The organism is Geomonas edaphica, from assembly GCF_004917075.1.
GTDB lineage: Bacteria > Desulfobacterota > Desulfuromonadia > Geobacterales > Geobacteraceae > Geomonas > Geomonas edaphica.
In genome coordinates, this window is the sequence record NZ_SSYB01000002.1 from 522,961 (window position 1) to 548,815 (window position 25,855).

The 25,855-nt window shown below is 62.0% G+C and carries 29 protein-coding genes; 5 read left to right on the top strand and 24 right to left on the bottom strand.

Translation table 11 applies throughout. The features are described 5' to 3' along the window. Positions 1-2: 2 nt before the first annotated feature. Positions 3-278 (bottom strand): DUF2917 domain-containing protein, encoded by a 276-nt coding sequence (locus tag E8K79_RS08520; RefSeq protein WP_136514364.1) that lies wholly within the window; start codon positions 276-278, stop codon positions 3-5. A 222-nt stretch (positions 279-500) separates the two neighbouring features. After that, entirely contained in the window at positions 501-1,496 is a 996-nt protein-coding gene (locus E8K79_RS08525; RefSeq protein ID WP_136514365.1) for a GlxA family transcriptional regulator, read from the bottom strand. Positions 1,497-1,669: 173 nt separating this feature from the next. Between E8K79_RS08525 and E8K79_RS08530 the strand changes: the two genes are divergently transcribed. Together E8K79_RS08530 and E8K79_RS08535 are read left to right on the top strand one after the other, a co-directional pair. Next, entirely contained in the window at positions 1,670-1,951 is a 282-nt protein-coding gene (locus tag E8K79_RS08530) for a type II toxin-antitoxin system RelE/ParE family toxin (protein ID WP_136514366.1), read from the top strand. Between the two features lie 11 nt (positions 1,952-1,962). Continuing rightward, positions 1,963-2,265 carry a HigA family addiction module antitoxin gene (locus E8K79_RS08535; protein WP_136514367.1) on the top strand — a complete coding sequence of 101 codons (303 nt, stop codon included), beginning with the start codon at positions 1,963-1,965 and terminating at the stop codon, positions 2,263-2,265. Between the two features lie 46 nt (positions 2,266-2,311). Here E8K79_RS08535 and E8K79_RS08540 read toward each other — a convergent pair whose 3' ends face one another. After that, positions 2,312-2,815, bottom strand: a complete 504-nt coding sequence (locus E8K79_RS08540) for a ferritin-like domain-containing protein (RefSeq protein WP_136514368.1) — start codon at positions 2,813-2,815, stop codon at positions 2,312-2,314. A gap of 267 nt (positions 2,816-3,082) precedes the next feature. Between E8K79_RS08540 and E8K79_RS08545 the strand changes: the two genes are divergently transcribed. After that, complete coding sequence (locus E8K79_RS08545; protein WP_136514369.1) at positions 3,083-4,702, top strand: NADP-dependent glyceraldehyde-3-phosphate dehydrogenase; 1,620 nt, start codon at positions 3,083-3,085, stop codon at positions 4,700-4,702. Positions 4,703-4,797: 95 nt separating this feature from the next. Here E8K79_RS08545 and E8K79_RS08550 read toward each other — a convergent pair whose 3' ends face one another. The 8 genes from E8K79_RS08550 to E8K79_RS08585 all read right to left on the bottom strand — a co-directional run bounded on the left by E8K79_RS08550 (position 4,798) and on the right by E8K79_RS08585 (position 9,629). Beyond that, complete coding sequence (locus E8K79_RS08550) at positions 4,798-5,205, bottom strand: iron-sulfur cluster assembly scaffold protein (protein WP_136514370.1); 408 nt, start codon at positions 5,203-5,205, stop codon at positions 4,798-4,800. Positions 5,206-5,465: 260 nt separating this feature from the next. Continuing rightward, positions 5,466-6,164 (bottom strand): cytochrome c biogenesis CcdA family protein, encoded by a 699-nt coding sequence (locus E8K79_RS08555; protein WP_136514371.1) that lies wholly within the window; start codon positions 6,162-6,164, stop codon positions 5,466-5,468. Then, the gene (locus tag E8K79_RS08560; RefSeq protein WP_136514372.1) at positions 6,161-6,541 is read right to left on the bottom strand and encodes a thioredoxin family protein; all 381 of its coding nucleotides are present in this window, start codon (positions 6,539-6,541) and stop codon (positions 6,161-6,163) included. The genes E8K79_RS08555 and E8K79_RS08560 overlap by 4 nt, the downstream gene beginning before the upstream one ends. A 28-nt stretch (positions 6,542-6,569) precedes the next feature. After that, positions 6,570-6,797, bottom strand: coding sequence for a thioredoxin family protein (locus tag E8K79_RS08565; protein ID WP_136514373.1), 228 nt, complete (start codon positions 6,795-6,797; stop codon positions 6,570-6,572). Between the two features lie 22 nt (positions 6,798-6,819). Continuing rightward, on the bottom strand, positions 6,820-7,767 hold the full coding sequence (locus E8K79_RS08570) for a permease (RefSeq protein WP_136514374.1): 948 nt from the start codon (positions 7,765-7,767) through the stop codon (positions 6,820-6,822). A gap of 9 nt (positions 7,768-7,776) precedes the next feature. Next, positions 7,777-8,823 (bottom strand): ACR3 family arsenite efflux transporter, encoded by a 1,047-nt coding sequence (gene arsB, locus E8K79_RS08575; protein WP_136514375.1) that lies wholly within the window; start codon positions 8,821-8,823, stop codon positions 7,777-7,779. After that, positions 8,820-9,239 carry an arsenate reductase ArsC gene (locus E8K79_RS08580; protein WP_136514376.1) on the bottom strand — a complete coding sequence of 140 codons (420 nt, stop codon included), beginning with the start codon at positions 9,237-9,239 and terminating at the stop codon, positions 8,820-8,822. Before E8K79_RS08580 ends, arsB begins: the two co-directional genes overlap by 4 nt. A gap of 48 nt (positions 9,240-9,287) precedes the next feature. After that, positions 9,288-9,629: an ArsR/SmtB family transcription factor gene (locus E8K79_RS08585; RefSeq protein WP_136514377.1), complete on the bottom strand. Its 342-nt coding sequence runs from the start codon at positions 9,627-9,629 to the stop codon at positions 9,288-9,290. A 135-nt stretch (positions 9,630-9,764) separates the two neighbouring features. Between E8K79_RS08585 and pstS the strand changes: the two genes are divergently transcribed. Further along, positions 9,765-10,793 (top strand): phosphate ABC transporter substrate-binding protein PstS, encoded by a 1,029-nt coding sequence (gene pstS, locus E8K79_RS08590; protein ID WP_136514378.1) that lies wholly within the window; start codon positions 9,765-9,767, stop codon positions 10,791-10,793. 181 nt (positions 10,794-10,974) lie between these two features. Continuing rightward, entirely contained in the window at positions 10,975-11,841 is an 867-nt protein-coding gene (locus tag E8K79_RS08595; RefSeq protein WP_136514379.1) for a universal stress protein, read from the top strand. A 367-nt stretch (positions 11,842-12,208) separates the two neighbouring features. On the opposite strand, the gene phoU is transcribed toward E8K79_RS08595, so the two are convergent. From phoU to kdpB, 13 genes are all read right to left on the bottom strand, one after another. Beyond that, positions 12,209-12,880: a phosphate signaling complex protein PhoU gene (phoU, locus tag E8K79_RS08600; RefSeq protein ID WP_135870393.1), complete on the bottom strand. Its 672-nt coding sequence runs from the start codon at positions 12,878-12,880 to the stop codon at positions 12,209-12,211. Between the two features lie 36 nt (positions 12,881-12,916). Then, positions 12,917-13,675, bottom strand: a complete 759-nt coding sequence (gene pstB, locus E8K79_RS08605; RefSeq protein ID WP_198419797.1) for a phosphate ABC transporter ATP-binding protein PstB — start codon at positions 13,673-13,675, stop codon at positions 12,917-12,919. Between the two features lie 37 nt (positions 13,676-13,712). Next, the gene (gene pstA, locus E8K79_RS08610) at positions 13,713-14,555 is read right to left on the bottom strand and encodes a phosphate ABC transporter permease PstA (protein WP_136514381.1); all 843 of its coding nucleotides are present in this window, start codon (positions 14,553-14,555) and stop codon (positions 13,713-13,715) included. Beyond that, positions 14,552-15,514, bottom strand: coding sequence for a phosphate ABC transporter permease subunit PstC (pstC, locus tag E8K79_RS08615; protein ID WP_246043779.1), 963 nt, complete (start codon positions 15,512-15,514; stop codon positions 14,552-14,554). The genes pstA and pstC overlap by 4 nt, the downstream gene beginning before the upstream one ends. Positions 15,515-15,764: 250 nt before the next feature. Further along, on the bottom strand, positions 15,765-17,021 hold the full coding sequence (locus E8K79_RS08620) for a two-component system sensor histidine kinase NtrB (RefSeq protein ID WP_246043767.1): 1,257 nt from the start codon (positions 17,019-17,021) through the stop codon (positions 15,765-15,767). 35 nt (positions 17,022-17,056) lie between these two features. Then, the gene (locus tag E8K79_RS21105) at positions 17,057-17,203 is read right to left on the bottom strand and encodes a hypothetical protein (protein WP_162604611.1); all 147 of its coding nucleotides are present in this window, start codon (positions 17,201-17,203) and stop codon (positions 17,057-17,059) included. Beyond that, the gene (locus E8K79_RS08625; protein WP_136514384.1) at positions 17,200-17,523 is read right to left on the bottom strand and encodes an STAS domain-containing protein; all 324 of its coding nucleotides are present in this window, start codon (positions 17,521-17,523) and stop codon (positions 17,200-17,202) included. The genes E8K79_RS21105 and E8K79_RS08625 overlap by 4 nt, the downstream gene beginning before the upstream one ends. Continuing rightward, entirely contained in the window at positions 17,520-18,473 is a 954-nt protein-coding gene (locus E8K79_RS08630) for a hypothetical protein (protein WP_136514385.1), read from the bottom strand. Before E8K79_RS08630 ends, E8K79_RS08625 begins: the two co-directional genes overlap by 4 nt. A 46-nt stretch (positions 18,474-18,519) precedes the next feature. Beyond that, positions 18,520-19,710: a PP2C family protein-serine/threonine phosphatase gene (locus E8K79_RS08635; protein ID WP_136514386.1), complete on the bottom strand. Its 1,191-nt coding sequence runs from the start codon at positions 19,708-19,710 to the stop codon at positions 18,520-18,522. A gap of 111 nt (positions 19,711-19,821) precedes the next feature. Next, positions 19,822-20,526, bottom strand: coding sequence for a response regulator (locus tag E8K79_RS08640; protein ID WP_136514387.1), 705 nt, complete (start codon positions 20,524-20,526; stop codon positions 19,822-19,824). A gap of 16 nt (positions 20,527-20,542) precedes the next feature. Continuing rightward, entirely contained in the window at positions 20,543-23,203 is a 2,661-nt protein-coding gene (locus E8K79_RS08645) for a sensor histidine kinase (protein ID WP_136514388.1), read from the bottom strand. A gap of 8 nt (positions 23,204-23,211) precedes the next feature. Further along, positions 23,212-23,778, bottom strand: coding sequence for a potassium-transporting ATPase subunit KdpC (kdpC, locus tag E8K79_RS08650; RefSeq protein ID WP_136514389.1), 567 nt, complete (start codon positions 23,776-23,778; stop codon positions 23,212-23,214). A gap of 10 nt (positions 23,779-23,788) precedes the next feature. Continuing rightward, positions 23,789-25,855, bottom strand: coding sequence for a potassium-transporting ATPase subunit KdpB (gene kdpB / locus E8K79_RS08655; protein ID WP_136514390.1), 2,067 nt, complete (start codon positions 25,853-25,855; stop codon positions 23,789-23,791).

The window sequence follows — 25,855 nt, forward strand, 5'->3', positions numbered from 1 at the left end:
GATCAGGCGGGGCGGAAAAGCGGACGTGCCCAGGGGGTGACCACGCGGAGCGCGCCGCGGCAGCCGCGGCTCTGGATGAGGAGGGCGCAAGGAGCGAACGCTTCCAGAAAGAGCGTCTCCCCGTTGCGTACCTCGAGCCGTGCTCCCGCCGACAGACAGTAATCGCGGGTGTCGTCGGTTCTCGTGAGCCAGAGCTTCCCAGTGGTAAGGGTGATCGATTCGATCCCGTCCCCAGGCTGCAGGGTGAGCAGCTCTCCTTTTTGCAGCTCGCAACGCATGGCAACCTCCTTTTTAAAAACAAAGGCTTATTTAACAGAGATGAAGGGGATAAAAGGGATAAATCCTTGAAAAGAAAAAGACTTTGAGGGTAAACCAAAATCCTTTCCATGTTTCTGCTTGTCTTTGCGCCTTTGCGGCTTTGCGTGAGACAGGGTTTTATGCCTGTATCCCCTGCATCCCCTTCATCCCTGTTTGAATCGGTTTTAAAGCACCCCAAAGGACTAAAACCGCGTCCGGTAGGCGATCGGGGTGACGCCGACTTCTCGGATGAAGGTGCGCCGCATCTGTTCGGCGCCGGTGAAACCACTGTCACGCGCCACCCGCTCGAGCGGCAGCGTACTTTCCTCCAAGAGGGCGATGGAGCGCTCCAGCTTTAACTGGTCCAGGTACCTGGCCGGCGTCGTGCCGGTCTCGCGGACGAAGACCCGGGCGAAGTTCCTCGGGCTCATCGCCGCCCGGTCCGCCAACTCCTCGACGGTGACCCTGCCACAGCGGTTTTCCTTAAGCCAGGACAGAAGCGGCGCGAGCTGCCCCCCCTCGACCATCTGGGCCCTCAGTTGCGTGCTGAACTGGGCCTGCCCGCCAGGCCTTTTCAGGAACATCACCAGGCGTCTTGCCACGGCGAGCGCCATCTTCCTGCCGAAATCCTCCTCGACGAGCGCAAGCGCCAGATCCATCCCTGCGGTCACCCCGGCCGAAGTGGCGACCGATCCGTCGCGGGTGTAGATGGCGTCGTTCTCCACCTCCACCTCCGGGTATTCGCGGCGCAGCCGCTCCAAGTCGAGCCAGTGTGTCGTGGCGCGGCGGCCGTTTAAAAGTCCCGCCTCGGCAAGCAGGAAGGCGCCGGTGCAGACCGAGACGAGGCGCCGTGTGCGCGGTCCGACCTGCGCCAGCCACTCGACGAGCCGCCGGTTCTTAAGCGCTACCTCCAGCGCCGCATCCGGGCTTCCGGGAACGAGGATGGTGTCCGCCGTCTCGGGGAACTCGTCCCAGGCGTGGTCCGCGACGATGCGCACCCCGGGACAGGTCGTGAAGGGACCGCTTTTTTCGGCGAGCAGCACGATCCAGTATCCCCGCTGTTCCGGCGCCGTTTCCGAAAGGCAGCGGTTCAGCATGTTGAACACCTCGATCGGTCCGGTCACATCGAGCAGTTCCGCCCCCTCGTAGGCCGCCACCGCCACGGTGCGCGCCACATCCTTTATTGCTCTCTTTTTCATGGTCCTCTCCATGGCGCAGATAATTGCACAACCGCCCGCGCGGTTCAATGACAACGAACCTGCAGATCCTGCCAACGTCGGTTTCGGCGAGGGAGCGGGAAGTGGTGAGCTATTTGATCGGGAGCGGGGAGAGGAGTTCTTGACAGGTATAAACAATCTGTTTACATTCTGCCATGATCGTATCGTTTGCAAACAAGGAAACAGAAAGGCTCTTCGCCACGGGGAAGTCCAGAAAACTTCCTCCGGAGATCATCCAGCGTTCGATCATGCGGCTGACCCAATTGGACAGCGCACGCGAAGTCACTGACCTGCTGTTGCCACCGTCAAACCGGCTTGAAGCTCTTTCCGGCACAAGATCAGGTCAGTGGAGTATCAGAATCAACGACCAGTGGCATATCTGTTTTTCATTCGCGAACGGCGAAGCAACTGCTGTCGAAATAACCGATTACCATTGAGGAAAAAGATCATGCCCACCCAAAATGGCCTTCGTGCCATTCATCCCGGTGTCTTCCTGAAGGAGATCCTCCACGAACTCAACGTTTCGCAGAATGCCTTTTCAAAGGCGATAGGTGTTTCTCCAATGCGGGTTTCGCATGTCATCAAAGGGGCGCGCCCCGTCACTGCGGAGTTGGCGCTCCTTTTCGGGAAAGCTTTAAATCAGACGCCGACTTACTGGATGAATTTGCAGATGACCTATGATCTGAAGACGGCAGAGAAGGAACTTGCCCTGAAGGTACGTCAGGTGCACCCGCTTTCGAAGGCTGCGTAGGAGGAGGCGGAACCACGGTTCCGCCTTGTTTGAGTCTTTACACCTTTTACATCTTCAACGCGCCGATCATCAGCTCGTAGTCTTCCAGAAGTGACTGCAGGTCCTCCTCGTGCTCGACCTCCTGCTGCAGGATAGTGAGCACCATGTTGTAGGTGACGGGGTCCTTCTCGCGGGTCAGGTCGAGGAGTTTCTTGTACACGCTGATGGCGCACTGCTCCCCCTTGATGTTCTGCTCCAGGATCTTCTTTACGAACGGGTCGTCCGGGGCGTCGTAGCCGCAGTTGGTGAACTTGTACCACTCCTCGGGTTTGGTTACCGGCGTTCCCCCCAGCTGAATGATGCGCAGGGCAACCATGTCGGCGTGCGCCAACTCTTCGGTTGCGTGCACCAGCAGTTCGGCGCCGACAGCGTCCTTCATCGGTCCCTTCACAAGCTTTGCCCCGAGCCAGTACTGGTAATAGGCGAACCACTCATCGCAGAAGGCGCGGTTCAACAGAGTGAGGAGTTCTTCCACGTCCATGCCGACAATTTCGCGTCCCTTAGATCCCATCTTGTTTCTCCCTTTGTTCAAGAAGTTTCCAGCCTGATCCTGTCTGAGCGTGGAAGAGGCTGCATCAATAGCCAAGGCTCAAACGAGTATAGCGGCGCTCTGTCAATGCGCAAATTATCGTTGACGCAGAAACACTTTGGCTCATTAACAAGTTGACCCTCGCTCCCAGTTGGCGTATAGATTTTCGATGACCTCGTGGCTTCCCAAGCCTAGCCTGGAGCACGAAACATCGCCCCCCGTAATCACCTCTGTCGGAAGGAAAGAAACGTGAAGAAGAAGCTCGCAGGACTGTCCCCGTCGCCACAGGAAATCCCCCTCCAGTACCGTATCGAGAACCCAATCCGCCAGGAACTCTACCTGGTCGGCGGTGAGCTGCGCCGCTGGGAAGGGGCGATGCAGGAGGTGCTTTCGCCGGTACAGGTGCGAGCGGGTGAGCAGTCCGAAGCGCAAAGGGTAGGGGAGGCGCCGGCGTTGTCTGTTCCCGCAGCGCTGGAGGCGCTCGACGTGGCGGTGGCCGCATACGATAACGGCAGAGGCGCCTGGCCCACCATGTCGGTCGGCGAACGGATCAAGTGCGTGCAATGCTTCGCAAAGGCGGTAAAGGAACGACGCGCCGAGGTGGTGAAGCTCCTCATGTGGGAGATCGGCAAGTCGATCAAGGAGGCCGAGGCCGAATTCGACCGCGCGCTCGCCTACGTGAAGGACACCATCGACGCGCTGAAGGAACTGGATCGCGTCTCGTCCCGCTTCGTCATCCAGCAGGGGATCATTGGCCAGATCCGCCGCGCCCCCCTGGGGGTCGTCCTCTGCATGGGCCCTTACAACTTCCCGCTCTACGAGACCTTCACCACCCTCATCCCGTCGCTCGTGATGGGTAACACCATAGTGCTGAAGCCGCCCCGCTTCGGCGTCCTCATCTTCGAGCCGCTGCTTGAAGCCTTCCGCGACTGCTTTCCCGCGGGTGTCGTCAACACGGTGTACGGCGACGGCGAGGAGATCCTTCCGCCGCTTATGGCGACCGGCCGCGTCGACGTCCTCGGCTTCATCGGGACAAGCCGCGTGGCCGATGCGCTGCGCGCGAGTCACCCCCGTCCGCACCGGTTGCGCTGCGTGCTCGGGCTGGACGCGAAGAATCCCGCCATCGTCTTGCCGGACGCGGACCTGGAACTGGCGGTAGAGGAGTGCCTCTCGGGTGCACTGAGCTTCAACGGGCAGCGCTGCACCGCGCTGAAGATCATCTTCGTGCACCGCAGCATCGCGGAGGGATTCCTGAAGGGGATGGCGGAGGGGATCGGTCGGCTGAAATGCGGCGTACCCTGGCAGGAGAAGGTGGCGATCACCGCACTCCCCGAGCCGGAGAAGCCTGAGTACCTGGAAGGGCTTTTGCGCGACGCGGAGAAGCACGGTGCGCAGGTGGTGAACGATTGCGGGGGAACGAGGAGCGGCTCCTTCTTCTACCCGGCGCTCCTTTACCCGGTGACGCCGCAGATGCGCGTCTACCACGAGGAGCAGTTCGGCCCGGTGGTCCCGGTGGTGGTCTTCGATGATCTGAAGGAGACCATCGACTACGTGGTCAGCTCCCCCTACGGCCAGCAGGCGAGCATCTTCGGGCGTAACGAGGAACAGTTGGCCCAGCTGATCGACGCGCTGGTGAACCAGGTCTGCCGTATCAACATCAACAGCAAGTGCCAGAGAAGTCCGGACAGCTTCCCCTTCAACGGCCGTAAAAACTCCGCCGAGGGGACCCAGTCCGTCGCCGACGCGCTGCGCGTCTTCTCCATCAGGATCGTGGTCGCTGCAAGGGAAACGGACGCGAACCGGGAGATCATCACCGGCATCGTGAAGGAGCGGAAGTCCCATTTCCTCTCCACCGATTACATCCTCTGATTCTTTAAACACATGCCGCATAAAAAAACTCCGAAAGCGCCTTGAGCGTTCTCGGAGTTTTTTGTTTTGTGTGAGTTGGCTGGGGCGCCTACGCCTCACGCGCCGGTCGCGAAGCAAAAAACGGGGTCTTCCTCCGAACTGCGATACTGGTGCACCGCCGTGTGAAGCGCGGTGGCGGCCATGCGGCAGCAGTACATTTTCTCCTCCGGCATCCCCCCGAGTGCCCTCGCGATGGCGGCGGGTCCTATGGCCAGCACTTCGTCCAGGGACTTGCCGATGGCAAGTTCCGTCGCCACCGAGGAGGCGGCTACCGCGGCGGGGTTACCCTTGGCGAGGAAACGCGCCGCTTCAACCTGCTCATCACGGATCTTGAACAGGTAGAGAAAAGCGTCCCCCTGTGAAGGATCTCCCGCCTGTACCAGCACGTCCGCGTCGGTCAGTAATCCTAAGTTGCGCGGGTTCCTGGCGTGATCCCATATCTTGGTGCTGAACAGCTCGGCCATCATACCTCCACAGCTAGGTTCGTCGGACAGGTCGGGGTTTTATCATTTAGAAATATGAATGTCAAGATATAACGGCCGCGCCTGCAGTTGCGACGCTATCGATGGCGTTTATTGGCTCGTCCGGGAGCTCCGGGGATGGCGGAAAAGGTGTCCGCGAAGCCTATCAGGCGCCCCAGGCTCCCCCCTTCGCCAAGGCACGGGGGCAGGGGGGATTTGCTTTTACAGGGGGATGCTGGATCCAGGAGTGTTGAGCCGAAAGCTCACAGTAAGGAGGCAATCCCCTGCCAGACGAACCATCCACCCGCGATGGCGACGATTGCGCCGCTCAACCGCTTGGCCCACGTGGAGAGTCCCTGGATCCCTTTCGACTTGGCGAAGGATTCGACGAACCCGGTGCAGGTCCCCGCGAAAAGCATGAGGAGACAGTGCCCGATGGCGTAGCAAAAGAGGAGGGCGATACCGTAGAGGACCTGTGCCTTGCTTGCCACCAGGGTGAGCAGCACGACAAGCACCGGCGTCGCGCATGGGGATGAGACGATGCCGAAGAAAAGGCCGAGGATGAAGGCGCCGAAAAGTCCGGCCTGCCGCGGGCGCCACTCGGTGCGCCACGGCAGTTCGAACCGGTACATCTCCATCATCTGCAGCCCCATGAGAAGGGCGATGGTCCCCGCGATCAGGTACCACTTCCCGCCGAGGGTGCCGAACATGGTGCCCAGCAACCCCGCCGCCGCCCCGAAGGCGGTGAAGGTGAGCGAAAGACCGAAGATGAAGCAAAGCGAGTAACGAAACGCCTTCATCCGGTCCCCGTCGGCGTATCCCCCGGTGAACCCGACCACCAGTGGGATGGTGGTCAGGACGCAGGGGGATGCCGAGGAGAGGACACCGGCAAGAAACACCGCCCCGAACGCCGCGTAAGGGTAGAGCGCGATGATGCGCTCGATGTCCTCGAGCATGCTCATTTGAGCCCCGCAGCCTTGAGATCCCGAACCATTTCGGTCTTTTCCATGGATCCGATGTGCCGCTTGATCTCCTTGCCGTTTTTATCGAAGAAGATCTGCGTCGGGATCATCTGCACGCGGAACTTGTCAGCGGCCGCCTGGTTTTCGTGAACGTCGATGAAGAGGACGGAGGCTTTTCCGCGGTACTCGGCAGCGAGGTTCTCCAGGATCGGTGCCATCTTTTTACAGGGGATGCAGGTGCGGGCTCCGAGGTCGATGACGGTCGGCTTCCCGGAGCGAAGCGCATTCGCCACGGCGGCGTCCGTTGCTGCGGGGAGCTCGGCGTGGGCGAGAGCGGCGGAGGCGAGTAAAAGCGCGAGGGTGGCTGCGATTTTCATGGCGGATTCCCTTTCTGTGTGTCGGCGGCTACAGGAGCGCCATGATTTCTATGATCGACGCGACCTTGCCGGAGAAAGCGACCTTGCCGTCGATGACGAGGGCGGGCGTGCTCATGACGCCGTACTTCATGATGGAAGGGATATCCTCGACTTTCACGACCTCGGCCTCCTTGCCGCTGTTGGCGACGGCAGTAACGGTGTGTTCGTAGAGGGTCTTACATTTGGCGCAGCCGGTTCCGAGCACTTCGATTTTCATGTCGTTCTCCTTTTCTGGGTGGTTAGAGGATGGCGTTGAAGAGATACCCCACTATCGTTATCGCTACGGCGACGATGCCGAAGAAAGTTGCCAGAAGCGGCCGTTTGAGGACGTTGCTGAGGATCACCGCCTCCGGGAGCGAAAGCGCCGTCACCGCCATCATGAAGGCGAGCACGGTTCCCATCGCCATACCCTTCTCCATGAGCGCATGCACGATGGGGATCACTCCGGCGGCGTTACTGTAAAGCGGCACCCCAAGTGCCACCGCGACCGGCACCGCGAAAGGGTTGTCCCGTCCCGCCCAGCGCGCGAGAAAGTCGGCGGGGACATAGCCGTGGATGAAGGCGCCGAGCCCGATACCCACGATCACGTAGGGCCAGATCTTTTTCAGAAGGCCAATGGTGTACTCCCGGGCGTAATCAAGCTTTCCCCGGAAGTCCGGAATGACTAGGTCGGCCTGTCCCACCTGCATCTGCCAGACGTAGTCCTGGACGTACCGCTCCATCTTAAGCTTCCCGATGATGATTCCGGCGACGATCGCTACCACGAGTCCCGTCCCGATGTAGATGGCGGCAATCTTCCAGCCGAAGAGCCCCCAGAGCATGATGAGCGCCACCTCGTTGACCATCGGGGAGGAGACGAGGAAGGAGAAAGTGACTCCTAACGGTACTCCGCTCTCGACGAAGCCGATGAAGAGGGGGACCGCCGAGCAGGAACAAAAGGGGGTGACGATGCCTAGAAGGGCGGCGAGCACGTTGCCGACGTACTCCCTTTTATGCGCGAGCATGCGCTTGGTCTTCTCCGGAGGGAACGAGGAGCGGATCACCGCCACGACAAAAATGATGGAGGTGAGCAGGAAAAAGATCTTCACCGTGTCGTAGAGAAAGAAGTTGAGCGCCTCGCCGCCGCGGGAACCGGGAACGAGGCCGAGCAGATCGAAGGTGAGGTAGTCCGCCGCTTGTTTCAGCATATCAATCCCCTACGCTGCCGTCATCCGGCGCTGGAACCAGAAGGCGACGTTGACTAGGCCGATCATCACCGGCACCTCGACCAGGGGACCGATAACCGCGGCGAAGGCGGCCCCGGAGTTCAGGCCAAAGACCGCTACGGCGACGGCTATGGCGAGCTCGAAGTTGTTGCTCGCCGCGGTGAAGGCAAGCGTCGTGGTCTTGCTGTAGTCGGCTCCCATCCGTTTCCCCATCCAGAAGGAGACGAGGAACATGACGATGAAGTAGATCAGCATGGGGATCGCGATGCGCACGACGTCCATGGGGAGCTGCACGATCAGCTGTCCCTTCAGGCTGAACATCACCACGATTGTGAAGAGGAGGGCGATCAGGGTGATGGGACCGACCTTCGGGACGAACTCCCGGTGATAGCGCTCCTTGCCCATGATCTTCACGCCGAAAAGACGGGTCAGGGCGCCGGCTATGCAGGGGATGCCGAGGTAGATGAAGACGCTTTTCGCGATGTCGCCGATGCTCACGTCCACCGCCACACCCTGAAGACCCACGAGCGGCGGCAGCACGGTGATGAAGAACCAGGCATAGACGCTGTAAAAGAGGACCTGGAAGATGCTGTTGAAGGCGACGAGGCCCGCGGCGTACTCGGTGCTACCCTTCGCGAGTTCGTTCCATACCACCACCATGGCGATGCAGCGGGCGAGACCGATCATGATGAGGCCGACCATGTACTCCGGCTTGTCTGGCAAAAGGAGCACAGCCAGGACGAACATGAGGACCGGCCCGATCAACCAGTTCTGAATGAGAGAGAGTGCGAGGACCTTCTTGTTGCGGAAGACCTCGGGCATCTCCTCGTACTTAACCTTGGCGAAGGGGGGATACATCATCAGGATGAGTCCCGCCGCGATCGGTATGTTCGTGGTGCCGACCTGGAAGCTGTTGACGAGTGTCTCGACGCTCGGGACGAAGTAGCCGAGCCCCACGCCGAGCGCCATGGCGGCGAAGATCCAAAGGGTCAGCCAGCGGTCGAGGAAAGAGAGTTTGCGGGAAAGATGTTCGCTCACTTGGTGCCTCCAAACGTTTCCATGATCCAGTTCTTTATTTCGTCACGCACGCGGCGAAACTGCGGCAGGACTTCCTCCTCGCTTCCCTGGACACGCGAGGGATCGTCGAAGCCGTGGTGGGTGCGCGTGACACCTCCGATGAATAGAGGGCACTTGTCGTTGGCGTCCCCGCAGAGGGTGATGACGTGATCGAAGCTTTGCCCCTCGAACTCGTCGACGGTCTTCGAGTACTGGTCGGAGATGTCGATGCCGATTTCGGTGAGGACTTTCGCCGCGAGCGGGTTCACGCGAGTCGCTTCGGTTCCGGCGGAGAAGGCTTCCACCTCATCTCGAAGGAAGTGGTTCGCGAGCCCCTCGGCCATCTGCGAGCGGCAGGAATTGTGGGTGCAGAGAAACAGGATCTTTTTCCGGGGCATGTGCGGTCTCCAATATCCGTTCCGGCGGATATATGCAGGCAAATTTTTTTAGGCGCAGCTGTTGTCGCAACCGAAGCCGGCGAGGGTTTCGCGGTCGTCCGCCGAGGTGCTGGTCTTCAGGAGCTGTTTTTTCAGAAGCGGGATGAGCTCCCTCTGCGGTGCCGCGTTCTCACGCACGGAATAATAGATCCAGAGGCCGCAGCGGCGGTCGTTCACCCACCCGGTCTTCTTCAGGATGGCAAGCTGGCGCGAGATGGTAGACTGTGGGAGTTTCAAAGCGGCGATGATGTCGCAGACGCAGAGCTCACCACCCTCGCCAAGAAGCAGCGCGAGGATGCGCAGTCGGGTCTCATCGGCCAGCGATTTGTATAGAAGCAGGATGTCGTTCATGGGTAGGGACTATATTCGCCTTCGCGGATGTAGTCAATGGTGAATTATCTGTCTTCACAGATTCTTGCTGAGGCTGTAACGAAACCGCAACATTTGGCTCCTATAGTTTGCACAAACAGACAAAGGAGGAAATGAATGATTCAGACGATCAAAAAGGCATTTTTCGCTCTCGCTTTGGTAGCCGCAGTGGGCGGCGCAGGCCAGGCAAACGCAGCAACACTCATAAACGGAGCCGGCGCAACCTTCCCGTATCCGCTGTACTCCAAATGGTTCACCGAGTACGCCAAGGTGGACAAGAGCGTCAAGTTCAACTACCAGTCCATCGGTTCGGGCGGCGGCATCAAACAGATCACCGCGCAGACCGTTGACTTCGGCGCAAGCGACAAGTTCCTCTCCGACGCCGAACTGAAGGGTGCCCCGGGCAAACTGATCCACATCCCGACCGTGATGGGCGCCGTCGTCGTCACCTACAACCTCCCCGGCGTTCCCTCTGGCATCAAGCTGAACTCGGAAGACGTCGCTAATATTTACCTCGGCAAGATAACCAAGTGGAACGATCCGAGGATCGCTGACGACAACAAGGGTGTGAACCTCCCCGCCAAACCGATCATCGTCGTGCACCGCTCCGACGGGTCCGGCACCACCAGCATCTTCACCGATTACCTCTCCGGCGTGAACGCTGAGTGGGCGAAAAAGGTCGGCAAGGGCGCCGCGGTGAAGTGGCCTGTAGGTCTTGGCGGCAAGGGTAACGAGGGGGTAGCAGGACAGATCAAGACCACCCCGTATTCCATCGGTTACGTCGAGCTAGCCTACGCCTTCGAGAACAAACTCCCCTACGCATCGCTCAAGAACCAGGCAGGTGTCTTCGTGGCACCTTCCATCAAGTCGACTAGCGCCGCCGCGGCAGGTGCGGTTAAAAACATGCCGGCTGACTACCGCATCTCGCTGGTGAACCAGCCCGGCAAGGACGCATACCCGGTGGTCGGCTTCACCTGGCTCCTCGTCTACGAAAACCAGAAGGACGCCGCCAAGGGTAAACACCTGGCCGAGTTCCTTAACTGGGCCATGACCAGGGGACAGAAGATGGCCGCCCCGATGCTCTACGCGCCGCTGCCGGACAGCGTGGTGAAGATGGTGCAGAAGACGATAAAGACCATCAAGTAGTCCGCTTCCGAAAATAGAAGGAACCATCCATCCGGGTGCACGGCTCATGCTGTCACCCGGATTTTTTTATCTCTGTAAAACAGGAACTTGCTTCATCATCGTACTGTGATTGAGTGCATCTTCACTTGATATTTGCCTAAGAGCTTGGAGAATGTAACAAGCAGCACTAAAGGAGGCAATCATGTTCAGAAAAATGATGGTCTGCACCGATCTGACTCCTGCTTCATTTTCCCTCATCGCATGTGCCGCTCAGTTACAGCAGATCGGTACAAAAGACATCGTGTTGGTGTACGTAATAGAGTCCGTAGCCGCTGCTGATGGAACCCTTCTGTCAACCGAGGCAGAAGGCGTTTTTCGGAGACAGAAGGAGATGCTCGAGGAGCACGGTATCAATGTTGCCGCCGAGGTCCTTCACGGCGTGCCTGCACCGGTCCTGGACGCGGCCGCGGAGAAGTATGATGTGCGCGGGATCGTGATCGGTTCGCACAGCAAGGCGGTCATCCCACTTGCCACTTTGGGAAGCGTGACGGCGGCTCTTCTGGCCCGTACCTTGCGTCCGCTGCTTCTTTACCGAGTCGATACCGTGGAAAGAGGAGGGGGAGGGGGCGGAGACAAAGGGTGCGGCAGCCTGTTCAGGCATATCCTTTTCCCCACCGATTTCTCGGAAGCGTCGGAGCGTGGCCTTGACTACCTCGGCAAGATTGCGCTGGAGCAGCACGGCGCGGCGATCACGCTTTTGCACGTTCTGCCCAACGATGAGGATGCCGAGGCCGGGCGAACCGAAGAGGATGCTCAGTATCTGCTGGAAGCGAAGAAGAGGCGCCTGGAGCGGCTTGGGGCGTGCGAGGTCGGCATCGAGCTCGTACGCGGCGAGGCGGCGGGCGAAGTGATCAATAGGGGAAAAGCAGGGCTTTATTCGTTAATCGTCATGGGGTGCCAAGGTAAGGGGGCACTAAAGCGCGTCATGGTAGGGAGTACCGCCGAGCAGGTGACCCGCCGCATCGAAGTCCCGGTACTGCTCATCCCAGGAGAACACCACGTGGAATAGCCGTCTTGAAAAAACAGAGTCGTTAACGAAAATGCCACGGCAGCCGCCGTGGCATTTTTTTGTTCCTTCTGGATTGGGGATAAAGGGTGATCCCATGGCTGGAAGCATGCCGTAAATCCGTGCCACGAAGCGCTGCATGAGCCCCAACGTCTCCCCCTTTGCGAAGGGGGGACAGGGGGGGTGCCTTGGTCAAAACATACAAGCATCCTGCTGCCGTGCGATTCGCAATCATTTCAAGAAGGAGACTGGAATCTAGTTCAACCAACTGGAACTGAGGAACAAAAGCAAATCCCCCCCGTCCCCCCTTCGCAAAGGGGGGAGCCTTTGAGGCATCTTCCATTGGAGGAGTGGAACTGATTTTCCGGTTTTATGCGATGGTATGCCTGATGTCCTTCCCCTTGATCATGAAGATGACCATCTCCGCGATGTTGGTGGCGTGGTCCGCGATGCGCTCCAGCCCTTTGGAGACCTGAATGATCTTCATGGCGCGGCTGATGCACTTCGGATCTCCCATCATGAAGGTCAAAAGCTCGCGTTGGATCTGCTCGTTCAGCTCGTCCACGCACTGGTCGTCCTGGCAGACCTTGATGGCCAGGGCATCGTCGCCGCGGACGAAGGCGTCGAGCGCCTCTTTCACCATGTCCGAGGCCGCCTGCGCCATGCGCGGCAGGTCAATGTACGGCTTCAGGGCTGGCTCCTGGTTCAACTCCCGCGCCCTCTTGCAGATGTTGGCGCACTGGTCGCCGATACGCTCCAGGTCGGTCACGATCTTCAGCGCCAGCGTGATGAAGCGCAGGTCGCGCGCGGCAGGCTGACGGCGGGCCAAAACCTCCAGGCACTTCTCGTCGATGACCATCTCGAGCGTGTTGATCTCGTGATCGAAGGCGATGGTCCGCTCGGCTAGCTCCGTGTCCCGCTCGACGAGGGACTTCATGGCGTTGGCGATCATCACCTCGACCTTACCCCCCATCTCAAGGAGCTTCTCGCGTATCTGGTTCAGCTCGTTGTCGAACTGTCTGCTGAAATGTTCTCTCTCCATGTCTTCTCCGCTTTCCTTGGTGGCGCTGCTTATGTGTTAGCCGAAACGGCCCGTGATGTAGTCCTCGGTGCGCTTCTCTTCCGGGGTGGTGAATATCTTCTTCGTTTCGCCACACTCGACCAGGTCTCCCATGTAGAGAAAGGCGGTGTAGTCGGAGACGCGGGCGGCCTGCTGCATGTTGTGCGTCACGATGATGATGGTGTAGCGCTCCTTCAGCTCCTCGATCAGTTCCTCAATCTTCAAGGTCGAGATGGGGTCGAGAGCCGAGGCTGGTTCGTCCATGAGGATCACCTCGGGCTTCACCGCGATGGTGCGCGCGATGCAGAGGCGCTGCTGCTGCCCGCCGGAGAGCATCATCGCGTTGCTTTTCAGACGGTCCTTCACCTCGTCCCAGAGCGCCACGCGCTTCAGGCAGCTCTCGACGATCTCGTCCGCCTCCTCGCGCGGCAGCCTCCCGTTCAGCTTGTAACCTGCGATGACGTTGTCATAAATCGACATGGCGGGGAAGGGGTTCGGTTTCTGGAACACCATGCCGACGCGGCGCCTGATAGCGACCGGATCGACACCCCTTTCGTAGATGTCGCCGCTGTCGACGAGGATCTTGCCGGTGACCCGAGCCGAGGGAACCAGGTCGTGCATCCTGTTCATGGAGCGCAAAAGGGTCGACTTGCCGCACCCGGACGGCCCGATGATGGCGGTGACGCTGTTCTCCGGGAAGCTCATGTTGATGTCGCGCACCGCGTGGGTCCTGCCGAAGTGTATGTTTACCTGTTCCAGTTTTACCTTGTCGTTCATCGTATCCTCTGTCTTTTCCGTCAAAACGTGGGTGGAGCTAGTGTGCCTGCCTGCTGCTGCTGAAGTAGCGGGCGGTGAGGCTTAAGCCGAACATTACGCTTACCAGCACGAGGGCACCGGCCCAGGCGAGCTTGTGCCAGTCCTCGTAGGGTGCTATCGCGAAGCTGAAGATCTGCAGGGGGAGTGCGGCCATCGGCTGCATGACGTTCTTGCTCCAGAACTGGTTGCCGAGCGCGGTGAAAAGAAGCGGCGCGGTCTCGCCCGCGATCCTCGCCACCGCGAGCAGGATGCCGGTGAGCACGCCAGACATGGCGCTTCTCAAGGTCACCTTGAGGCTCGTGCGCCAGAAGGGGACGCCGAGGGCGAGCGATGCTTCCCGCAGCGAACCCGGGACCATCTTCAACTGTTCCTCGGTGGTGCGCAGCACGATCGGGATCATGATCATGGCGAGCGCCACCGCACCGGCAAGCCCGGAGAAGCCTTTCATCGGGACCACGAGCAGCGTGTAGGCGACCATGCCGGTGATGATCGACGGCGTGCCGGAGAGGACGTCCGCGGCGAACCTGATCGTCGTTGACATCTTTGAGCCGCCGAATTCGGAGAGGTAGATGGCGCCCAGGATGCCGATGGGAAGGCCGATCAGCGACGCTCCGCCGATCATGATGAGCGAGCCGAGCATCCCGTTGGCCATGCCGCCGCCCGGTTCGCCGGTGGGCGCCGGGATGTGGGTGAAGAAGTCGATCGAGAGCGAACTGATACCCATCTTCACGATGTGTACGAAGATGAGCGCGAGCGGGATGAGGACCGCCAGGGTGCAGGCGAGCATGACGAAGCTCATCAGGTGGTTCTTCACTTTGCGGAAAGCCATGCCGTTCATCATGCCGCACCTCCCTTGGCTTCACGCGAGACGCTCCAGATCAAGAGCCTCGCCAGTGCGTTCACGATCAGGGTAACCACCATGAGGATGAGGCCTATCTCCATGAGTGCGGAGGAGTGCAGCTTCGTGGTCGCCTCGGCGAACTCGTTCGCTATCACGCTCGGCATGGTGTAGGCCGGGGATAAAAGCGACAGTGAGATATTCGGAGCGTTGCCGATCACCATGGTGACCGCCATAGTCTCGCCGATGGCGCGGCCGAGCCCCAGGATTGCGGCGCCCAGGATGCCGGACTTGCCGTAGGGGAGGATGGCGACTTTGATGGTCTCCCAACGCGTGGCGCCGAGGGCTATCGCCGCCTCCTTCTGGCTTTGCGGTACGGCGAGAAGCACCTCGCGGGTGATCGAGGTGATGATCGGGACCACCATGATCATGAGGATGAAGATGGCGGCGAGCATGCTGACGCCGTAAGGGGCGCCCTCAAAGAACGGGATGAAACCGAAGTGCTCGATCAGGAAGGGCTGCACCGTGGTCTGCAGCCAGGGGGCCATGACCAGCACGCCCCATAGGCCGTAGATGACCGAGGGTATCGCCGCCAGCAGTTCCACGAGCGGTGCCACGATGGAGCCCAGGCGCCCCGGTGCGATCTCGGTGATGAAGAGGGCCGCCCCGATGCTCAAGGGGGTGGCGAGCAGAAGGGCCAGTACCGAGGAAACCACCGACCCGTACAGGTAGGGGAGGGCGCCGAAGGTTTCCTGCACGGCATCCCAATCCTTTGAACTTACGAATTTCCACCCGAACGCCTTGATGGCGGGCATGCTCTCACCGGCCATCTCGTAAAGCATGAGGGCGAGTATCGCGAGGATGCTGAAGGCGAAGAAGGTGGTGAGGTAGCGGAATACCGCGTCCCCGTTCAGCCTCTTCGCCGTGTCCGGCTCACGTGTCTTCGTCGTCGCTGGCGCCACGTCTTTCTCCGTTTCACTGCCGCAGTAGGAACTGCGCACGTCACTGTTCAAGTGTTGCCTCCGGGAGCGTTTCGAGTCGCCAAGTGGCAGCCGCGTATCCCGGTAAAGGGCAGCAGCCGCGTCGCGCTCGAACCTTCAATGCGTCCTAGGATGCCGGAGAAATGTTACAGCGTTGTTACAGATTGGCTAAATGTTTATGAACCTTTCACCGATGTTTGGCCGGTTCGAAAGGCGCTCAGGTGGGGAAGGACTAGGGGGAAAGGGTTAAGGCGGCATCGGTCCTGGGGAGGAAGATGGTGCAGGTGGTACCCCTGCCGGTTTCGCTTTCCACCTTGATGAAGCCGCCGTGCCGTTTCACGATGCCGTAGCTGATGGACAGCCCGAGACCCGTTCCCTGGCCGACCTCCTTGGTGGTGAAGAAGGGGTCGAAGATCCTGGCCCGCGTGGCCTCGTCGATTCCAGAGCCTGTGTCCGAAACGGAAATGCGGACGTAGGGGCCGGGCTTGGCGTAGCCGTCCACGTCGTCGGCCCCGAGGACCGCGCCGTCCAGAGTCATCGTGAGCCTGCCCCCGTCCGGCATGGCGTCCCGGGCATTGGTCACAAGGTTCACCAGGACCTGCTCCATCTGCGCCTGATCCACCAGCACCGTCTGCAGCGACCGGGACGGACGCCATTCGAAGGCGACGGACTGGCCCGCAAGCCTTTCCAGCAGCACGACCACGTTTTCCACCAGCGTGTTGCCGTCCATGCGCGCGGTGTAGACGGGTTCCTGCCTGCTGTAGGCGAGCAGGTTTCTGACCAGCGCGATGGCCCGGTTCGAAGAGGTGTGGATGTTCTCGAGGAAACCCTTGAAAGGAGCGGGAGGGTTGAATTCCATCATCAGGAGATCGGTGTAGCCGATGACCGCGGTCATGATGTTGTTGAAATCATGCGCTATGCCACCGGCGAGGGTGCCGATCGCCTCCATCTTCTGCGCGTGGAGGAGCTGGCTTTCCATCTTCTTCAGTTCGGTGATGTCGTGGAAGGTCCAGACCCTGCCGGCAAGCTTCCCATCCTCGTAGTGCGGCCTGGAAAAGCGCTCAAGCCACCGGCCGTCCCGCATCTCCACCAAGTCGTAGCTCTCGAGGTCGGGCTGCCAGTAGAGTTCGGTCACCTTCTCGAAGAAGAGGACAGGGTCGCGCACCTGGCCGAGCAGGGAGATCAGCATCCGGTTCGAATCGCCCGATACCAGTATCTCCTCGTCGATCTCCCACATCTGCTGGAAGCGCCGGTTGCATGCGACGATTTCGCCCCCCGCGTCGACCGCCATGATGCCGTCCAGGGTGGCTTCGATGGTGGCTGAGAGCATCGAACTAACGTCGCTGCGCCGACTGGAAAGCCCGGCGAAACTGCGCAGTCGCCGGATCGGTACGGGAGCGATGCCGTCTGGAGGCATGGCGCCCGTTTCGGCGCTGTAATTGTCCTGGCAGTTCGTTGACCGCTCTTGCATCATTTGTTCGTTCTCCATGCTGAACCGTCCGCCGCTGCGGGCTGCGGATGCAGTCACCATTCGTTCAGGATGCGGGCCAACTGTTCGCCGTAGATCTCCACGTTGAGTTCCCTGTAGGAGTCCCGGATTTCCCGCAGCTTTTCGAGCGGCCGGTCCATGTCGTGAAAGAGCCTGCCGAACAAGTAGTTGATCGCCTTCACGCCGTCCCCTCCTTCCGCCCACCCTGAGCCTTTACCGGTGCCGCCAGCAGGAACACTCCGGTCATCTTGAACAGCATGCTGTGCGTCTGGTTCAGCCCCTCGATGCGGATTTCGGCCTTGTCGCTGATCTCCTTGAAGCAGCGCAGGATGAGGGCGATCCCCATGGAGTTGATGCGACCGGCCAGGCTGAAGTCGAACCTCGCCACCGGGTGTTTGACCTTCTTCGGGATCTCTTTCAGCGCGTCTTCGGCGTGCGCGTCGATGATCCCCTCAAGGATGAAGCAGTCCTCTTCGTTTGATACGTAATTTGCCAGATTCATGCAGCTACCTCCTCACAACGGTTCATGATGTGGAATCCCCGCGGTGCTTCGGGGGGAAGTGTCGACTTTAGATGCAGGTTGCCGCCGACCCTGGTCGAGTGGCCCGGCGTCACGGCGACGTGGAAGCGGTCCAGGAAGCGCCACACGATGAAGAGCCCACGGCCGCCGGGGTCGCCGCAATCGAGCGTCTCCTCCTCGTTTCGGGTCAGGTACTCGAGCACCTCGTCCGGGTCCAGGCTGCCCCAGTTGTCGGTAAGGGCGAGCGACAGGGTCTCACCGTCGAAACCGAAGCTGAAGACGATGTCCTCCCGCGGCAGCATGCTGCGCCGCTGTCCCTTGCTGAAAAGACGGTCCCCGCAGCCGCTCCGGGGGGCGTCGTACATCGCGTTCTCCAGGAGCTCGTCGGCGAGAAGCGCGCCTTTTTGCCTGAGCAGTTCCATCTCCTCGCCCTCGCCGTCCAGGAGCTCTTCGAGTTTCGCGATGAGGTCCTCTTTTTCGTCGCTGGAGCTCAACCGATAGGAGTGCAGCACGGTTCCCTCTTTGAGGCAGCAGGAGATGTCCCAGCCACGCTGCTTGAGCAGCATGTCGATCACGGCCGGGAGGCATGCTTCGTTCACCCCTGCTTGCACCGGCATTATGCAGAGGTGTCTGATGCGGTCCTCGAGGAGTGGCTTAAGCGGTGGTGCACAAGCCTCCCGCGAGATCAGGAGCACCTCCAGGTCCGGGTTCAGCTCGCGCAGCAAGCCGACCAGTCCCGGGTGAGGGTACGGGTACAACAGTGAGGAAATCACCGCCACGCGCAGGTCCTCCCCAATGGCGCGTATGCTATCCAGCGCCCGGGTCAGACCGTTCTCCGCGGTTACGATCATGACGTGCGGTATCCCCCGGAAAGCCTCGTCCCATCCCTTGCGGTCCGTCTCATCGAGGCAGAGCACGGCTATCTTTTGCATTTGTTTCTCCCTGTAAGTGATCATCACGCAGAACGTAGAACGGGTTCTAAGCCTCGAATCGGGCAGCCAGGGTGGTGACGTCGTCCTCCAACGCTCCGCCCCCGGTAAAGCCCGCCACGGCACTCATGAGGTAATCGTGCATCCGCCCCACGGGAAGCTCCCTGCCGCGGACCAGAAGCTCTTCCAGCCGATCGTAGCCGAGTTCCTCACCGCCGGGGGGCGTGCTCTCCACGAGGCCGTCCGTGTAAAGAAAAAGAAGGTCTCCGGGTGCGAAAGCGCTGCTCGTTTCCGGGTAGCAGGCCTCGCGGTCGAACCCGAGCGGGAACCCGGACTCCGTATCCAGCAGCTCGGCGCGCGCCGCCTCACGACGCAGCAGAAGCGGATAGTTGTGCCCGGCGTTGGCGAAGGTGATCACCCCTCGGCCCAGGTCGACGCAGGCGATCAGGCAGGTCATCAGGAGGGTGCGGCGCGCCGTGGCGAGAATGGCCCTGTTCATACCGGCCAAAAGCCCGGAAGGGGTGGTGACGCCGAGGGATACCAGGGTGTGGAGACTCGCCTTGGCGGCGGTGGTGACCATGCCCGCCTGCACGCCGTGGCCGCTTACGTCCGCGATTACCATGCCGAGGATGTTGTCGCCCGCACTGAAATAGTCGAAGAAGTCACCGCCGATCTCGGAACAGGTGGCTATGCCGGCCCCGACCGTCAGGCTGCCGAAGCGATAGTCGGGCGGGGGGAGAAGGTCCTGCTGGATCTTCATGCCGAGGGCGACCTCCTCGCGCAGGCGGGAGCTCAGGCGGTCCAGCGCCCCCAGCAGCTCCTTTTGCCGTTCCGCCACCGTCATCATGAGGTCGGAAACCGATACGATGCCGCGACAGCGCCTGTCATCCACCAGGGCCAACGCCTCGGTCTGCAGGGTGGGGTCGAGCGAGAGGAGCTGCACCGCGGCCTCGTCCACGTCGAGCTCGGGCGGGAGTACGATCCGTTTTCCCTTCAGGTCCTGCATGAGGGTGAGCACCGGCTTCTTCGCGTACAGCTCCATGGCGAAGGGGCGGCTCAGCAGGGTGAGGAGCTCCTTGCGGTTCACGCACCCCCGGAAGTCCCCCTCTTCTTCGATGACGACGCTAAGCAGATCGGGGTCCCTTTGAAACAGGGCGAGCACCCCCTGCACCGGCAGGTGAGGCGGGGCTGCGACGGCACCCCTGCTTATGTCGGCCAGCCTGGCACGGCTTCGCTGCATGTGGCCTCCTCCTTAGAGATGGCCGCAGCATAGGTGAGAATTCTTGCGGTTGTGTTACGAAGGCGTGAAAGTTTTGGTGAGACTTGGGGCGGGGCGACCGGCGAAGAGCGGTTACGCCGACTTCAGCCGGTAGCCGACGCCGAGCTCGGTGATGATGTAGCGGGGGCGGGAGGGGACGGGTTCTATCTTCTGGCGCAGGTTGCTCATGGTCACCCTGAGCACGTTCTGCTGGTCGGCATACGTGTTCCCCCATACCTGCTTCAGGATCTGGCCGTGGGTGAGCACCATCCCCGCGTGGTTTGCCAGCAGGCGCAGCAGGTCGTACTCGGTGGGGGTGAGCTGGATCTCGGTCCCGCCGCGCGTGACCTTTCTTCGCTGCAGATCGATCTCCAGTTCGTCGAAGCGGTAGACCGGCTCGGGCGCCTGCTGCAGCGAGCGGCGCAGCACCACCCTGATCCTCGCCTGCAGCTCCGCCACCCCGAACGGCTTCACCAGGTAGTCGTCCGCGCCCGCGTCAAGCGCGGCGACCTTGTCGTCCTCGCGGTCGCGCACCGAGAGCACGATGATGGGAAGCGGTGACCATTCGCGGATCCGCCTGATCACCTCAACGCCGTCCAGGTCGGGAAGCCCGAGATCGAGCAGGATGAGGTCGGGACGCGCCGCAGCGGCGGCGGCGAGCGCCGCATGACCGTTCTCTGCGAAGTGCAGCGAGTACTCCTCGCCCGGCAGGGCGCTCTTCAGGAAACGCAGGATGGCCGCCTCGTCGTCGACCACGAGGATGCGGGGGCGGCCGCCTTCGTTTTTCACCTTTTGCATCTTTTCACCTTCCTTTTCAGATCACGGGAAGCGAGACGGTGACGCGCAGGCCGCCGCCGGAGCGGTTGTGCGCCTCGATGGTTCCCCCGTGGGCCTCGACGATGCCACGGCAGATGGAGAGCCCGAGCCCGGTCCCTCCCGCGCCTTCCGGTACCGGCACCCGGTAGAACTTGTCGAAGATGTGGGAGAGATCCCCGGCGGGAACGCCGCGACCCCGGTCGGACACCTCCAGGGTGAGCCAGTCCCCCACGATGTCGGCTGCCACCTCGACCGGGCTTGTAGGGGGAGAATACTTGAGCGCGTTGTCCAATAGGTTCACCAGCACCTGGGTCATGAGCACCATGTCCATCCGCACCGGGGGGAGCCCGGAGGGGACCGCTATGTTCACGCTGCGCCTTCCCAGATGCGGCTCCAGCACTGCCAGGGCGCACCCGACCAAGTCCTGGACGTCGGTGGGCGACTCCTTCACCTTAAGGGCACCCGATTCCAGCCGCGTCATGTCCAGGAGGTTCCCGACGAAACGGTTCAGCCTCCCAGCCTCCTCCCACGCAGCCTCCAAGAGGTCGCTCTTCGCCTCGGACGCCAGTGCCACATCCTTCTCGCGCAGGGCGCCGAGCGCGCCGGTGATGGTGACGAGAGGGGTGCGCAGGTCGTGGGAGACCGAGTTCAAAAGCGCGCGCTCCAGGCTCTCACGAGCCTTCAGGATCTGCGCCTGTTCCGCCTGCCTTGCGAACTGCGCCCGCTCCACCGCGAGCGCAGCCTGGGCGGCGTAGGCCTGCACCAGCCGACGGCACTCGGGCGAGGTGAACTCTTGCTCCTCGCGAAACCTGATGCCGATAACGCCTAGGACGTCGCCGCTTGTCTGCAAGGGGAGGTGGAGGAGCTTCGCCGAGCCAAGCGTATCCGTTCCCTTCCCCGCGGGTGCACGGTTCCTGAAGGCCCAGTCGGCGACGGCGGCCTCCTTGGCCCCCAGGGTGAACCCGCCGCTTGCCGCCTGCACCTCGAGGCGTTCCCCTTCGGAGAGAAGCACGACCACCTGCGCCTGCAGGTTCTCCTCGATGTTCCTCACCAGCGCGTCGAGGATCGCATCGAGACCGGAGACCGCCGCGAGGTCGCGGCTCAGGTAGTAAAGGGTCGCGGTCTGCGCCTCCCGCCGCCGGATCGCCTCGGCCCGCTCACGTGTCTGCGAAACCAGGGTGCTGATCACGACGCCGACTACGAAAAGCGCAAGGAAGGTGATCAGGTACTGCGTGTCGGAGACGGCGAAGGTGAACCTCGGGGGGACGAAGAAGAAATCGTAGGCGAGGACGCTCAGAAAGGCGGTGAAGGTCGCCTCCTGGCGCCCTAAGCGCAGCGCCGCCAGCACCACGGCCAAGAGGTAGATCATCACGAGGTTCGTAGGCGCGAGGAAGGCGTGGACCGGCTGGCATAAAAGCGAGGCGGCCAGCACGAGCAAAAGGCTCTTCAGGAAGCCGGAGAGCGGTGGGCGCTTCCGGTGCAGCACCCCCTCCTTCTTCGCCGCCTCGGCCGGCGCGATGCTGACCACGTAGACGTCGATGCTGCCGGAAAGGCGGATCATCTGGTCCACGAGGGGGGTGCGGAGAAACTCGCGCCACCTCGGCTTGGTCGGTTTCCCCACCACGATCTTGGTGACGTGGTTCTTCCTCGCGTAGTCGATGAGTGCCTCGGGAACCGAGGCGCCGGTGAGGGTCGCCACCTGGGCGCCCAGGCTCTCGGCGAGGCGCAGGTCCTTCCATACCCGCTCCCGGTTCTCCTGGAGCTGCTTCCCGGCGCCCGGCGTCTCGACGTAGACCGTGTGCCAGGTGGACTTAAGGTCGTCGGCGAGGCGCCTCGTGGTGCGGATCAGGGTCTCGCTGAAGGGGCTTCCGCTCACGCAGACGAGGATGCGCTCCGCAACCGGCCAGGGACCGGGGATGGAGCGGGACTCCATGTAGGCGCGCACCTGGTCGTCGACGCGCGCGGCGGCGCGGCGCAGGGAGAGCTCGCGCAGCGCCATCAGGTTTCCGGGCTTGAAGAAGTTCTCCGCGGCACGCGCCGCCTTTTCCGGGATGTAGACCTTCCCCTCTTTGAGGCGCTGCAAAAGGTCCTCGGGGGGGATATCCACCAGCCGGATCTCCACGGCCTGGTCGAGGATCGAGTCGGGGACGTTCTCCCTGACCACGACCCCGGTGATCTGCGCCACCACGTCCCTCAGGCTCTCGAAATGCTGGATGTTCACCGTGGTGTAGACGTCGATCCCGGCGGAAAGGATCTCCTCGACGTCCTGCCACCTTTTCGGGTGACGGCTTCCGGGGGCGTTGGTGTGGGCGAGCTCGTCGACGAGGACGATCTGCGGCCTGCGCGCGAGCACCGCGTCGAGGTCGAGCTCGGGAAGGGCGACGCTGAGGTACTCGACCTGTGCCCGGGGGACCACCTCGAGCCCCTCGAGCAGGAGGTCCGTCTCGCTGCGGCCGTGGGATTCCACGTACCCTACCACCACGTCCCGTCCGTCGTGCAGGCGCTCGTGCGCGGCCTGCAGCATGGCGTAGGTCTTGCCGACCCCGGCGGCGTAACCGAGGAAGATCTTCAGCTTCCCCTTCGCGGCCTGGGCCTCCTCGGCCTGCGCCACCTTGAGCAGCGTCTCCGGTGAGGGTCTTGATGTCTCGTCGTCTCGCATCGAGGCTCCTACTTCATCGTGTCAAGGGCCAGGTTCAACTCCAGCACGTTCACCCGCGGCTCCCCTATGAAGCCGAGCTGCCGCCCCTGCGTGTGCTTGGCGATCAGGCGTTCCAGGTCGACCGCCTTCATCCCGCGCGCCCGCGCCACCCGCTCCGCCTGGATGGCGGCCCCCTGCGGCGAGATTTCCGGGTCGAGGCCGCTCGCGGACGCCTGCACCAGCTCGGCAGGCAGCGTCCGCGTCACGCCGCTTTCCCTTAAGGCCCGCACCCTTTGCGCAACCGTCTTCAGGTAATCCGGGTTGGTGGGGCCCGCGTTGGAGCCACCCGAGGCCATCGGGTTGTAGGGGAAGCCGTCGGTGGCCGAGGGGCGGGGCCAGAAGTATTTCGCCCCGGTGAAGGGCTGGCCGATCAGCCGGGAACCGACGCTGACTCCACCGGCATCGGCGATGAAGCTGCCGTTTGCCTGGCTCGGGAAGGCGAGCTGGGCCATGCCGGTCACGACGAGCGGGTAGGCGCCCCCCAAAAGCAGGGTGAAGGCGATGAACAGCATAAGCGTCGGGCGCATGTCTTTCATGTCGGTTCTCCTATAGCATCATGCCGACCAGGATGTCGATCAGCTTGATGCCGACGAAGGGGGCGACGACCCCGCCGACGCCGAAAACGAGCAGGTTGCGGATCAAGAGCCTCTCGGCGGGCATGGGGCGAAATTTGGTCCCCTTGAGCGCCAGCGGCACGAGGAACGGGATGATCAGGGCGTTGAAGAGGACCGCCGAGAGGATCGCGGAGAGCGGACTGCCGAGCCGCATCACGTTCAGCGCACCGAGCTGCGGGTAGATGGAGAGGAGCATCGCGGGGACGATGGCAAAGTACTTGGCGACGTCGTTGGAGATCGAGAAGGTGGTCAGGTTGCCGCGCGTCATCAGGATCTGCTTTCCCACCTCGACGATGTCCAGGAGCTTCGTCGGGTTCGAGTCGAGGTCGATGATGTTGGCCGCCTCGCGCGCGGGCTGCGTCCCGGTGTTCATCGCCACCGCCACGTCCGCCTGTGCGAGGGCAGGCGCGTCGTTGGTGCCGTCTCCGGTCATCGCCACCATGAAACCCGCCTCCTGGTGCTCTCTTATCAGGCGGAGCTTGTCTTCGGGTTTGGCCTGGGCGAGGAAGTCGTCCACCTGGGCCTCGGCGGCGATGGCGGCCGCGGTCAACTGGTTGTCGCCGGTGATCATCACCGTCTTGATCCCCATGCTGCGCAGTTGCTGGAAGCGCTCCTGGATTCCTCCCTTGATGATGTCCTTCAGGTTGATCACCCCGATCACGTCGGCGTCGCGCGACACCACGAGCGGCGTCGCCCCGGCGCGGGCGATGCGGTCCACAATTACGGGTAGGTCGGCCGGAACGCCTGACGCGCCGAAGCTCGTAACGAAGGCGACCGCCGAGTCGGCAGCACCCTTTCTGTATTTCACCCCCGCCGTGTCCAGCCCCGAAAGACGGGTCTCGGCTGAGAAGGGGACGCTCCGTCCGTCGGCCGGGAGCTCGGCCACAAGGCCGTGCTTCTCGCGGGCGAGGGCGACGATGCTGCGCCCCTCCGGGGTCTCGTCGGAAAGCGACGCCATGAGTGCGGCCTGCGCCACCTCCGCTTCCGTGTGACCGCCTACCGGGACGAATTCCACCGCCTCGCGGTTGCCGAGCGTTATGGTGCCGGTCTTGTCGAGCAGGAGCACGCTCACGTCCCCGGCCGCCTCGATGGCGCGCCCGGAGAGGGCGATGACGTTCTTCTGGAAGAGCCGGTCCATCCCGGCGATGCCGATCGCGGGGAGGAGGGCCGCTATCGTGGTGGGGGCCAGGCAGACGAAGAGGGCGACGAGCACGGTGAGCGAGACCGGCGCACCGTGCCCCGCGGCCCCCGCGCTGTAGAGCGACAGCGGGCGGATGTTCACGCAGACCAGGAAAAAGACCAGGGTGAGCGCGATGAGGAGCACCTCAAGCGCGATCTCGTTCGGCGTCTTCCTTCTTTTCGCCCCCTCGATGAGCGAGATCATCCGGTCGAGGAAGGTCTCCCCCGGGTTCGCGGTGATGCGCACCACGATGCTGTTTGCGATCACCTCGGTTCCGCCGGTGACGGCACTGCGATCGCCGCCGGATTCGCGCACCACCGGCGCCGATTCTCCGGTCACCGCCGCCTCGTTCACAAGGGCAGCTCCGGCGACCACGTCCCCGTCGCCGGCGATCATCTCGTGCGCCTCGACCAGGATGTAGTCGTCCTTTCTGAGCTGTTCCGCCGGGACCGCCTCGTAGGGGGCGTTCAGTTCCGGCCGTTTAAGCCGCTTCGCCGTCACCTCGGTGCGGCTTTTGCGAAGAGATGCGGCGCGCGCTTTACCGCGCCCCTCGGCGAGGGATTCGGCGAAGGTCGAGAAGATCACGGTGAGCCAGAGAAAGAGCGAGACGAGGCCGGTGAAAAAGGGAGGCTCGCCGTTTTTGCCCGAGAGGGACATGGCGAAGGTGCAGAGGGTGACGACGCTTGCCACCTCGACGCTCAGCATGACCGGGTTGCGCCAGAGCGCGCGCGGGTCGAGCTTTCTGAAGGACTCGACGAGCGCGGGTTTAAGGATGCACGGGTCGAACATGGAAACCGGTGCCGGTGCGTGTTTGGACAT